Source organism: Variovorax paradoxus, from assembly GCF_902712855.1.
In the GTDB taxonomy this organism is placed as follows: domain Bacteria; phylum Pseudomonadota; class Gammaproteobacteria; order Burkholderiales; family Burkholderiaceae_C; genus Variovorax; species Variovorax paradoxus_Q.
Map to the genome: position 1 here is coordinate 1,624,784 of NZ_LR743508.1, position 11,265 is coordinate 1,636,048.

Sequence of the window (11,265 nt, forward strand, 5' to 3'; positions counted from 1 at the left end):
GCCTAGCGACGCGCGGCGTCCAGCGCTTCGGGGTTGACGACATCGACAAGCCGGCCTTCGGCAAAAGCGTTGATGTTGTCGAACGCAATGCCGAAGTAGCGCTCGTAGTTGTCTTTCTCGACGTACCCGATGTGTGGCGTGCACAGTACGTTGGGCAGTGCGAGCAGCGGATGGTCGCGCGCCAGCACGGGCTCCTGCTCGTACACGTCGATGGCGGCGAACCCGGGCCTACCCGCGCGCAATGCCCGCTCCAAGGCGCCGTGGGCGATCAGCTCGGCACGGCTGGTATTGACCAGCAAGGCCGAATGTTTCATGCGCGCCAGATCGTCGGGCGTGACCAGTCCCTGCGTGGCCGCGTTCAACCGTACGTGCAGGCTGATGACATCGCTCTCCGCAAAAAAGGCTTCGCGCGACGGTGCGACATCGAATCCGTCTGCGCGCGCCGCAGCGGTCGATGCCTCGCGGCCCCAGACCCAGACCTTCATGCCGAACACGCGGCCATAGGCGGCCACCTGCCGGCCGATGCGGCCGTAGCTCCAGACGCCCAACCGCTGGCCACCGAGCTGCTGCCCGAGGTGGCCCTGCCAGAGGCCTTGTTGCATACGGTTCGCTTCGTCGACAAGGTGCCGGCGGCTTGCAAGTGCAAGAGCCCAGCTCAACTCCGCCGTGGCCGACCCGGCCCCGCTACCTTCGCACACGAGAACGCCGCGCGCGGTGCAGGCTGCCACGTCCACGTGGCCGGCGAGCTTGCCGGTCTGGCTGATCAACCTGAGCCTGGGAAGTTTCTCGAGCAAGGCGGTGTCGATGCGCGTGCGCTCGCGCGTCAGCACGATGGCGTCCGCGTCGGCGAAACGCTCGGCCAGCGCGTCGGTGCCTTTCACCGTGTCGTTGAAGATATGCGTGTCATGGGCGTCGAGCTTGGAGAAGCAATCGAGACCGCGGACGCAGTCCTGGTAGTCGTCGGGAATGGCGATGCGCATTGGCAGGTGCTTCTTGTTTATTGGAGGGTGATGTGGAGTTCTTCGACGGTGCGCTTCCACATGGCCAGGTCGCTGCGCACCAGCGCAGTGAACTGCTCGGGGGGCATGCCGCCGGGCGCGATGCCCTGCGCCTTGAAGAGATCGCGCACCTCCTTGGTCTCCAGAGCGCGCTTCACCTCGGCGTAGAGGCGCTGTGTCACGTCTGTCGGCGTGCCAGCCTTGAGCAGCAGACCGTACCAGCCGTGCACGTCGAAGCCCGGATAGCCCTGCTCGGCCACAGTCCGAACCTCGGGCAGGCCATCGAAGCGCTTGGCTGTCGCGACCGCGAGCGCGCGCAGCTTGCCCGCCTGGATGAACGGCAATGCACTGCTCATGTCGAGGAACATGAACTGGATCTGCCCGCCCAGCAGGTCTTGCACTGCAGGGCCCGCACCCCGATAAGGCACGTGAGTCGCACGGATGCCGGCGCGCTTCACGAACAGTGCTGCGCCAAGATGTGCCGAGGTGCCGTTGCCGGAGGAGCCATACGACAGGCCTTCGGACTTGGCCTTTGCGCTTGCGACCAGTGCCTGCAGGTCGTCGGCAGGGAAGTCGGGGCGGACCACGACTGCATGCGGCACGAAGCCCACCACCGTCAGCGGAGCGAAGTCGCGCAAGGTATCGAACGGGTAGCCGGGCATCAGCGCCGGGTTGGTGACGGCCAGGATCGAGGGAAAAACCATGGTGTAGCCGTCCGCCGGCTGGTGCTTGACCTCGCTCATGCCGATGACGCCACCACCGCCGGGCTTGTTGTCGATGATCACGGGCTGACCGAGGTGGGTCGACATGATCTTGCCGATCGCGCGCGCCATGAGATCGGTGGGGCCGCCGGGTGAGAACGGTACGACGATCCGGACCTGCTTCGACGGAAAGGTGTCGGCACGGACGCTCGGCGCCAGCGCCATCAGCGCGAGCGCGCCGCCCATGGCATTGAAGCGGCGCCGGGACGTGGCGGTGTTGTTGCTCATTTCGTGTCTCCTTCGGGGATGCGCGTTGCCGAGGTGCCAACTTCCTTTTGGCGCCCAGAGCCAGCTTAGGCGGAGGAATGTCTTGGCGCACCGTGTCTATTCCACTGACTGGAATTGGCAATGCGTACGCCGCGCTGCCGGACGACTCCTATGAGCCACTTGAGAAATTCGCCGAGGTCAGCATGCGCGCCATGCGTGCTTTGACGATCAGCTGTAGGAAAAGGGAAGGATGCGAAGTGAGCAGCAATGCCGTCCTCGTCCTGGAGCCTTGCTCGCTCGCTAGACTGCGTTGGCGCGGCCCATGCCGACATCCGAGGCGGACGCCGCGCATTGCACGAGGGAGAGGATGAATGATCGAGTTCTTTCGCACGAAGGATCGCCTTCGCTTTCTGCTGCTGGTCGGCGCCATCGCCGTGCCGATCCTGCTCGTGGCCGCATGGGTCGTGAGCAGCATGGAGGAATCCGCAGCGGCCCAGGGCGAGCCGAATGACAAGGGCGGCCTGCATTACCGCATCCAGGAAAAAAGCGGCGCCAAGGCGCTTCCTGCTGCGCTCGCGGCGTTGATCTCGGTGCCGCCAAACACACTCATGACGGATGTGAACGCGGACACCGACGGTGCAGGCCGCCTGACGAGCGCGTCCATCAAGGCTTTCAGCACCGACGATTTCAAGACGGTGTCCGCATTCCACAAGCCCGCCTTCGCGCCTGTGACCAGCGAGACGGCAGACAGCCTCGAAGGCAAGCGCGATGGCTATGACATCAGGATCTCGCGGGAGACGAAGTTCTTCGACAACGATCCCTACAAGGATCGAACGAAGATCGAGTACTACGTGAACCGCGTCGCCAATTAAAAAGAGGGCTGCCACCGCTCAACCCCCTGCTCGCCTGCGCTGTCGCGGCTGCGGCTTTTCCACCGGGGTGGCGCTCGGCGACAGCGTGCCCGGCGCCACGAAGGATCTCGTGCGCAGGCAGCGAGTTGTCCGTGGGCACCGGCCGCAGTGCGCCCAGCGGGATCTGCAGGGGGAACGGGTCGACGTCCACCGTGCTGCGCCCGCGCGCTGCAATGCAGGGCGATACGGCAGGCGCTGATGATCACCCTGTCGAAGAACGACTTCGCGGCGTCCTTGCGGTGCTGTCTCCGGCCGTGCCGGCCGCAGATGGCCCTGTTGACGGGACCCATGCCGCCAGCACGGTGATCGGGGGCGCCCTCCCTCAGACTTCCGTCACGAACTGGTCACGCGGCCGGCGCACCTTGGTCAGGTTGACCAGCCAGTCTTCGTCCGCCTCGCGGTAGCCCAGGGGCAGGATGGCGACACTGCGCAGGCCGCGTGCACGCAGGCCAAGGATGTCGTCGAGCGCAGCCGGGTCGAAGCCCTCCATGGGGGTGCTGTCCACTTCTTCGTGCGCCGCTGCGATCAATGCCGCGGCCAGGCCGATGTAAGCTTGGCGGGCAGCATGCGCGAAGTTGACTTCGCTGCCGCGCTGCGGGTAGCTGCCGAGCAGCATCGCGCGATAGTTTTCCCAACCTTCGTTCTTCATGCCGCGCACGGTGTTGGTCAGGTCGAACATGTGGTTGATGCGCTCGGCGGTGTAGTCGTCCCAGGCAGCGAAGACCAGCAGGTGCGAGCAATCGACGATCTGGCCCTGGTTCCAGGCGATCGGCTTGATGCGCTCGCGAACTGCGGTGTCGGTCACCACGAAGATCTCGAACGGCTGAAGGCCGCTGGACGTCGGCGCCAGGCGCGCAGCCTCGAGGATGCGCTCGAGCTTTTCCTTCGGGACCTTGCGCGTTGCGTCCATTTTCTTGGTCGCGTAGCGCCACTGCAGGGTGGCGAGCAGCTTGTCTGCACTGGGTTCGTCGGTAGCGGGCGGGGTCGAAGAATTGGACATGGATCGTTCAGTTGGATTGGAAGGTTTGGCACGCGCAATGCGCACGCTCCAGATTCTCAAAGTCTTTGGATGGGGCGTTGGGCCTGCCGGAGCGTTACTCAGTTTCCGCTGCGGAAACAATCAGGGTCCCTTGAGCCCGCCCAATGCATGCCGATTTGCGGGCCCAGCTCCAGGGAACTTCACGAGGGATACTCACGGCTCCGCGTAAGACCAGGAGATCCACCATGACAGAACGCGCAGTCGATGCAATCATCATCGGCGCTGGCCAGGCCGGGCCTTCGCTTGCCGGACGCCTGAATGACGCCGGACACAAAGTGGTGCTTGTGGAACGACATCTGGTGGGCGGCACCTGCGTCAACACCGGTTGCAAGCCCACGAAGACGCTCATTGCGAGCGCCTACGCAGCCCACACCGCGAGACGCGGGAGCGACTACGGTTTCACCGCAGCGGCACCCGTCACGATGGACATGCAGGCCGTGGCAGCACGTGCCCGCAAGGTCATCCTGGATTCACGTCAGGGCAACGAAGACTGGCTGGCGGGAATGAACAACGTCGAGCTGGTACGTGGCCACGCCAGGTTTTCCGGCCCGAACCGCATCGAGGTCGACGGCCAGGCCATCACGGCACCGAAGATCTTCATCAATGTCGGCGGACGCGCCTCGGTGCCCGACCTCCCTGGCATCGACGAAGTCCCGTTCCTGACAAATACCGACATGGTCGCGCTCGACTTCCTGCCGCGCCATCTGGTCATCGTCGGAGGAAGCTACATCGGGCTCGAGTTCGCCCAGATGTATCGCAGATTCGGCGCGGAGGTCACGGTGGTGGAGCGCGCGGAGCGCCTTGTCTCGCGCGAGGACCCCGATGTTTCCGACACCATTCGCGAAATACTCGAGTCCGAGGGCATCGCGATACGAACCAGCGCCGAATGCATCAGCTTCAGGAAGCATGAAGACGGCGTGTCCGTTTCGGTCGACTGCAAGCAGGGTGAGCCGGCCGTGGTCGGTTCGCACGTGCTCCTTGCGATGGGCAGGCGGCCGAATACCGATGACCTCGGCTTGGCACAGGCGGGGATCGCCGTCGACGCTCGCGGCTACATCACCGTCGACGACCACCTGAAGACGAACGTGCCGGGCGTCTGGGCTCTGGGCGACTGCAACGGACGCGGGGCTTTCACCCACACGGCGTACAACGACTTCGAGATCGTCGCGGCGAATCTGCTCGACGGTGCCGACAGGCGCCAGAGCCAGCGGCTGCCCGGTTATGCCCTGTACATCGATCCTCCGCTCGGCCGGGTGGGCATGACGGACGCCGAGGCCGCGAAGAGCGGACGGCGGCTTCTTCATTCGAAGCGTCCCATGACGCGCGTCGGGCGCGCGGTCGAGAAAGGCGAGAGCCAGGGTTTCATGAAGGTCGTCGCGGACGCCGACTCCCGGATGATCCTTGGCGCTGCCATCCTGGGGACCGGGGGAGACGAAGCGATCCACGGCATTCTCGACATGATGAACGCGGGCCAGACCATCGATACGCTGCGCTGGGCCGTGCCGATCCATCCCACGGTGTCCGAGTTGATCCCCACCCTCCTCCTGGATCTGAGCGCGAAAGGCTCCTGACCGTGGCGTGCTGCTGCAACGCTTCTGCTGATTCGATCGAAGTGCGGTGAGCTCTGCGTGCGTGCGTGGCAAGGCAAGTGTGTTGACCGCCCCACCCTACCCGCCAGCGACGGACCGACGGCGCATCCACAGGGCCACCGCCTCGAGTTCATCGGCTGTGAACCTGCCCGCCAACTCCTGGGCTGCCTTTTCGACGAGCGGCGAAGACACGAGGTCTGCGTACAGGGTCCGCTTGTGTTCTTCGAAGTCACTCGCGTCCACCGTCACCGTAGAGGTGGCGGAATGCGGACCTGCTGCCCTGAGCCTGGCGCGCACCTTCTCGTCGATCACGAGCGAATTGACGACGTAGATATTGATCAGGCTTTCGCCGGCAGCGGAGCGAAAGCATGTTTGCAACGCGTGGCGGCTGATCCGTGCCGGGACACGCTCGCGGCCATTCCTGTAATAGAAATGAAGCCAGTCTTCGGAATCGTCTGGAGGAACTTCTCGTGCTTGCATGCGGACGCGTTGGATCGAATCTGTTCTCAGAAGAACCAGGGAACTGATGAAACTCAGTCCGGTTCCTTCAACGCAGCCTCGCGCACATTTCTGGCCTCGCTGCAGATGCCGGTGTTCAAGTGAGATGGGAATGGACGCACCGATGGCGCGTGCCAGGTGCCTGACACAGCCGCCCTGGAAAGGGCTGCTGCTGTATGCACGTTAATGCGTATGCAGCACGGTTCCTGTCAGCGATCGCGCCGCGAAACCCTTGTTGTCGGATTCGGTTCCGGGTACCCGCCATCGAGCGGGAGAGCCAGACGCCCGATCAACGTACCCAGTGGCATACCTTGTGATGGTGATCCACGTGACACACCTGGTGTGGCTTGCGGTGAGGTGCCGCCGATGCCACAAGAGGAGTGAGCATCACCAGACCCGATGCGGCAAGGACGACGGCGAAGGCAAGGTTCTTCATTTTTCTCTCTCTGATGTTGGCTGCTTGCAAGCAGGCCGAAGCCCTCGAGCCTAAAGCGCAAGAATGAGTCGGAAATTAGTTTGCACGCGCGCTCATTCGATCAAATGAAGATGCTCAGATGCGCGCCGAAGAGAGGCCCTGGGCGTGCATCCCAGCCGGGGGCCGACGTACAGTGATGCCCTTCAATGCAAACCCCGGGGGATGAGTCTCAAATGAAAGCTGTGCTGTCTTTTCTGTGCGCAATTGGAATCGGCCTGGCACCCGTGCTGGTCCAGGCCAAGACCGGTCGGTGCGTGTTGCAGGTGAACACGAAGACGTTTCTCGACGGTCCGTGTGAGATCAAGCTCAACGACAAGCAGGGATCGTTTTCGATAGGTGCCGGAGACTCGCATCGGTCGAAGTATTTCGCCTATGTCCGCATGGACGACGACGGCGCGCACGGCTACTGGAACGAGACGCCTGATGCCACCCATGCCCACGCAGACTTGGGCATCCTGAAGCGAGATGGCGCCTGCTGGAAGAACGACACGGCTCGTGTGTGCGCCTACAAGTAGCCCGGTTGTCGCAAGCCGACCCGGCTGCAGGTTGCCAGCTACGAGGTTGAATACGCTCGTCAGCGGAATGCCTCGCGGCCGTGGGACAGTTCGACTCTCTGCACCGGGATCGACAGGCTCCACGAGTTGCCTGCCACCTGATGCGGAGAACACTCCGGGCAAACGGCGATCCGTCGATCGCTGCTACATGCTTCCGTACCGCTTGCCGAGGCTCAACAGCTGCGGTGTGCCGATGACATCGTTGAGTTCATCGAAGTCGAGCATCTCGGGGCGCATCGCATTGGTGCTGCCCGTCGCGTGAAGCGAATCGAAGTATCGCTTCATCTGCCGGCCGAGAAAGCGCACCACGCCGCCCGGGAAGATCACGACCTTGAAACCCGTCTGGCCCAACTCTCCTGCTGATTGAAGCGGGGTCTTGCCGCCTTCGACCATGTTGGCGAGCAAGGGCACGCGACCATCGAACTGCTGGCAGGCGCGTGCCATGTCCGCCGGACTGCGAAGCGCCTCGATGAACAGCACGTCCACGCCGCATGCAAGGTAGGCTTCTGCGCGCGCGAGCGCGGATTCGAGCCCTTCGACGGCCACTGCATCGGTGCGGGCGACGATCAACGTGCGGTCGCTGCTTCGCGCATCCAGTGCGGCCTTGAGCTTGCCGCACATCTCGGTTTGCGCGATCAGCGTCTTGTCGTCGAGGTGGCCGCAGCGCTTGGGAAAGGCCTGGTCCTCGAGCTGGATGGCTGCTGCGCCGGCGCGCTCGAACAGGCGCACCGTTCGCTGCGTGTTGAGTGCATTGCCGTAGCCGGTGTCGCCGTCGACGATGACGGGCGTCGTCACGCGGTCGGTGATGCGGCCGAGAACGTCGGCGGTTTCGGTGGCCGTGGTCAGGCCGACGTCCGAGCGGCCATGCGAGGTGTAGGCCACCGCTGCACCCGACAGATAGAGTGCCTCGAAGCCCGACCGGGCTGCGACCAATGCGGAAAACGGGTCGTAGACGCCGGGCGCGAGAACTGCGCCTGGCTCGCGCAGGCGTGCCTTCAGGGTGAGCGAACCGATGGAACCCATCATCAGCCCACGCGCACGCCGGTGGTCTTGGCCACGACGTCCCATCGCTTCATCTCGGCGACGATGAACTCCCTGAACTCCGCGCTGGTGTTGCCCACCGGCTCCAGCCCTTCGTGGCTCAGCCGCTGCCTGACGATGTCCGAGCGCGCGGCCTTCATGGCCACTCGCTCCAGCAGCTCGGCGTCGGCGGGCTTCAACTTCGCCGGTGCCAGCACGCCGTACCAGGTGCGGTAGTCGAACCCGGGCAGCGACTCGGCGATCGGGCGCGACTCCGGGTACGCCGCGAGCGGCTCCCGGGTGCTGACGCCCAGCGCCTTGAGCTTCTTCGCCTCGAGGAAAGGGCGCACGGTTGCCACGTTGGAAAGCATCAACTGCACCTGGCCGCCCAGCATGTCCTGCACTGCCGGCGCGGCGCCCTTGTAGGGCACGCTCGCGATGTCGAGCCTGGCCTGCGCCTTGAACATCTCTCCCGCCAGTTGGCTCGCACTCCCGAGGCCCGCTCCGGCCATGCTGAGCTTGCCGGGGTTGCGTCGCGCATAGGCGATGAGCTCGGCCGTGTTCTTCACGGGCAAGTCGGGGTGGCAGACGAGGAGCAAGGGCGAAGTGGCGACCAGGCTCAGCGGCGTGAAGTCGTCCAGCGGCTCGAAGTTCTGCTTGATGCCGATGCCCGGATTGATGGCATGGCTGGTGTATGCCAGCAGCAGGAGATTCGGATCTCCCGCCGCTTGCGCAACCGTGGACGCCGCGATGTTGCCGCCCGCGCCGGGCTTGTTCTCGACGACGACGCTGCGCCGCAACTCGGCCTCCATCGCCTGTGCAAGTGCACGCGCAACGATGTCGGTGCCGCCGCCGGGCGTGGCGCCGACCTGCATCCGGACCGCATGCGAAGAGCCGCCCTGAGCCCAGGCGGGCGCGTCGAGAAGGGCTGCGCCCAGGCCCAGCGGTGCGGCCATGCCGAGGAAATGTCGTCTTTTCATCGATGTCTCCAGTCTTGTTGTGAGGCGTGGCGCTTCAGGCCACTTCGTGTTCTGCGGCTGTGGCTTGGCGTGCGGCGAAAGGCTTGCGCGGCATCTTCATGCGTTCGGCCTGCCGGATCTCGAAGTCGTCGAATGCCTTGGTGCGCGCGCTGCCGCGCAGGCCGCCGCGCACCGAGCCGGCACGGTGATCGCCGTAGTACCGGCCCCAGTCCAGCGGAAGCTCCTGAGAACAAGGCACGGCAAGCCACAGTCGCACGAGGTGGCGCTTCTGGTCGGGCTGTTCATGGTCGACGAAGCTGGTGCGCGAATGCACGACCGTGTAGTTGTTGAGCAGCTGCAGGTCGCCCTTCTCGAACCACATGGAAAAGAGCAGCGCCGGGTCCTCGAGCAGTTCGTCGATCAGGTCGAGCGCCTCCTGCTGCCGCGCGCTCAGCCGGGGCACGTCCGCGAAGTCGCGTTGGGCAGCCGATACGTTCTTGCGGTTGATGCGGAACGCGAATGGCGCGTCGGCACTGCCCAGCAGCGGAATGCTGTAGTAAGGCGGCTGTGCAGGGTCCTGCGCGCCCTGGTAGCTGTAGTGGAAGTCGCCGCGCAGTGTCTCGACCAGGTCGGGACGGCGACGCGCGAACTCGGCCACCAGAGCCTTTGAACTCACGATCTTGCTGGCTCCGCCTTCCTTGGCCGTGCGTCGGCACAGCAGTGCGACCACGTCGCAGGAATCGCAATGGAAATCGAGCTGCGCGTTGGTGTTGTAGCCGCGTCCATTGGTGACCTTGTAGGTGCCACCCGCGTCCCGGACGTCATTGAGGATGTCGCTCGCCCTGTTCTGCGTACGGGCCACACCCAGGTGCAGGCCGATGCCCCAGTAGACCAGGCGGCAGTCGCTCTCGGTCCACCGGTCGACCGGAAAGCCCTTGAGCTGGCACATGCCCCAATGTCCTTGCGTGGCACGAAGCGCGGCCTGCAGGGCCTCGGCAGAGGCCTTCGGCAACGGAAAGTCGTCCTGGCTCATCTGCACCAGGTCCTTGCCTGCTTTCTTTGCGTGGTCCAAGGCAAGGTCGAAACCTGCGATGGCTTCGGGCGAGAGCCGGTGGATCCAGCTCGTGTCTGCGGCGGCCTCGTGGGCACGCCATCCTTCGTCTGCGGTCATCAATTCTCCTGGAGCGGTGGGCCCAGATCAGCCGGCTTGCGATTCGGCAAGGAAGCGGTCTGGCGGAAAGCCCAGTCTAGGAGTCCGGCCGCACAAGGAAAAGTGACTATATTTGTCCCCGGACATCAAAGGAATTGATGAAGATCGAAGCTTTCCAGACATTGGATGCCGTCGTGCGAGAAGGCACGTTCGCGGCTGCCGCCCATGCGATGCATCTCACGCCCAGCGCAGTGAGCATGCAGATGAAGCAGCTCGAGCAATATGTGGGACGCCCGCTGTTCGACCGTTCGGGCCTGCAGGTGCGCGCCACGCCTGGTGCGCTCGAACTGGTGGCCACCATGCGCAGCGCGCTCGACGCGCTGCAGGCTCTGCGGCATCGCACGTCGATGCGCCTGGCCGGGCACCTGCAGATCGGCATGATCGAGATGTTGCAGCCGCTTCTCTTGCCGCATGCGATCGCACACACGCGCGACTTCGCACCCGGCCTGCAGATCTCGCTTCGGCGGGGAACCAGCAAGGAGCTCATCGAGGCGGTGCGCGCCGGCCAGCTCGACGCGGCCGTGGTCGCGCGGCCCGCAAGCGGCGCGCACAGCGGCCTCGCGTGGACGCCGCTGGTGCGGTGCGAACTGGTCTTCGTTGCGCCGCCCGATGTCGACATGGGCGCCTCGCGCACGACGAGCGCACGCGAGCGTGCGCGGCTGCCTCACCTCATGCGCACGCTCGAATGGATCCGGTACGACCGCGCCACCACCACAGGTGCGATGGCAACGAAGTTCGTGAGAGGCATGGTTGCGCAGAAACGAAGCCTGATGGAACTGGACAGTGCCTCCACCATCCTCGCGATGGTGCATGCGGGGCTGGGCTTCTCGGTGCTGCAGGTGCTGAACCGCGCGTTGCTGGAGCAATATCCGGTGCGCGTGATCGGGCTGGGCAAGGAGGCCCCGCACTTCGATATCTGCGCCGTGCGGCGCGCGGGCGACGTCAACGACCGCCTGCATGCGGCGTGGACCGATGCGTTGCGCACGGCGTTGGTGAAGGCCAAGCTGCAAGCTTAAGGCTCAGCCCGGGCGGCATCCGGCTTCG

General features: G+C 64.7%; 12 protein-coding genes. 4 read left to right on the forward strand and 8 right to left on the reverse strand.

Annotation, left to right across the window (positions count from 1 at the left end; all coding sequences use genetic code 11):
- Window positions 1-2: 2 nt before the first annotated feature.
- Together AACL56_RS34060 and AACL56_RS34065 are read right to left on the reverse strand one after the other, a co-directional pair.
- Window positions 3-980 (reverse strand): D-2-hydroxyacid dehydrogenase family protein, encoded by a 978-nt coding sequence (locus AACL56_RS34060; protein ID WP_339095142.1) that lies wholly within the window; start codon window positions 978-980, stop codon window positions 3-5.
- Between the two features lie 17 nt (window positions 981-997).
- Window positions 998-1,987, reverse strand: coding sequence for a Bug family tripartite tricarboxylate transporter substrate binding protein (locus tag AACL56_RS34065; RefSeq protein WP_339095144.1), 990 nt, complete (start codon window positions 1,985-1,987; stop codon window positions 998-1,000).
- Between the two features lie 350 nt (window positions 1,988-2,337).
- Here AACL56_RS34065 and AACL56_RS34070 point away from each other — a divergent pair, with 350 nt between their 5' ends.
- A complete protein-coding gene (locus AACL56_RS34070; RefSeq protein WP_339095146.1) occupies window positions 2,338-2,838 on the forward strand; it encodes a hypothetical protein in 501 nt (166 codons plus the stop codon).
- A 361-nt stretch (window positions 2,839-3,199) separates the two neighbouring features.
- Here AACL56_RS34070 and AACL56_RS34075 read toward each other — a convergent pair whose 3' ends face one another.
- Window positions 3,200-3,877: an NAD(P)H-dependent oxidoreductase gene (locus tag AACL56_RS34075; RefSeq protein WP_339095148.1), complete on the reverse strand. Its 678-nt coding sequence runs from the start codon at window positions 3,875-3,877 to the stop codon at window positions 3,200-3,202.
- Window positions 3,878-4,101: 224 nt separating this feature from the next.
- Here AACL56_RS34075 and AACL56_RS34080 point away from each other — a divergent pair, with 224 nt between their 5' ends.
- The gene (locus tag AACL56_RS34080; protein ID WP_339095150.1) at window positions 4,102-5,487 is read left to right on the forward strand and encodes an FAD-containing oxidoreductase; all 1,386 of its coding nucleotides are present in this window, start codon (window positions 4,102-4,104) and stop codon (window positions 5,485-5,487) included.
- Between the two features lie 96 nt (window positions 5,488-5,583).
- Here the strand turns inward: AACL56_RS34080 and AACL56_RS34085 are convergent, their stop codons facing one another.
- Both AACL56_RS34085 and AACL56_RS34090 read right to left on the reverse strand, forming a co-directional pair.
- Window positions 5,584-5,985, reverse strand: a complete 402-nt coding sequence (locus AACL56_RS34085) for a hypothetical protein (RefSeq protein WP_339095152.1) — start codon at window positions 5,983-5,985, stop codon at window positions 5,584-5,586.
- A gap of 307 nt (window positions 5,986-6,292) precedes the next feature.
- Window positions 6,293-6,439 (reverse strand): HHHH-motif protein, encoded by a 147-nt coding sequence (locus tag AACL56_RS34090; RefSeq protein WP_339095154.1) that lies wholly within the window; start codon window positions 6,437-6,439, stop codon window positions 6,293-6,295.
- Window positions 6,440-6,651: 212 nt separating this feature from the next.
- Here AACL56_RS34090 and AACL56_RS34095 point away from each other — a divergent pair, with 212 nt between their 5' ends.
- Window positions 6,652-6,993 carry a hypothetical protein gene (locus AACL56_RS34095; protein ID WP_339095156.1) on the forward strand — a complete coding sequence of 114 codons (342 nt, stop codon included), beginning with the start codon at window positions 6,652-6,654 and terminating at the stop codon, window positions 6,991-6,993.
- Between the two features lie 183 nt (window positions 6,994-7,176).
- Here the strand turns inward: AACL56_RS34095 and AACL56_RS34100 are convergent, their stop codons facing one another.
- Genes AACL56_RS34100 through AACL56_RS34110 form a run of 3 tightly spaced genes read right to left on the reverse strand, consistent with a single transcriptional unit; the run spans window position 7,177 to window position 10,182 of the window.
- A complete protein-coding gene (locus AACL56_RS34100; RefSeq protein ID WP_425337109.1) occupies window positions 7,177-8,055 on the reverse strand; it encodes an isocitrate lyase/PEP mutase family protein in 879 nt (292 codons plus the stop codon).
- Between the two features lie 2 nt (window positions 8,056-8,057).
- Window positions 8,058-9,032: a Bug family tripartite tricarboxylate transporter substrate binding protein gene (locus AACL56_RS34105; RefSeq protein WP_339095161.1), complete on the reverse strand. Its 975-nt coding sequence runs from the start codon at window positions 9,030-9,032 to the stop codon at window positions 8,058-8,060.
- A 34-nt stretch (window positions 9,033-9,066) separates the two neighbouring features.
- On the reverse strand, window positions 9,067-10,182 hold the full coding sequence (locus AACL56_RS34110) for a TauD/TfdA family dioxygenase (protein ID WP_339095163.1): 1,116 nt from the start codon (window positions 10,180-10,182) through the stop codon (window positions 9,067-9,069).
- A gap of 137 nt (window positions 10,183-10,319) precedes the next feature.
- Between AACL56_RS34110 and AACL56_RS34115 the strand changes: the two genes are divergently transcribed.
- Complete coding sequence (locus AACL56_RS34115; protein WP_339095165.1) at window positions 10,320-11,237, forward strand: LysR family transcriptional regulator; 918 nt, start codon at window positions 10,320-10,322, stop codon at window positions 11,235-11,237.
- Window positions 11,238-11,265: the final 28 nt, after the last annotated feature.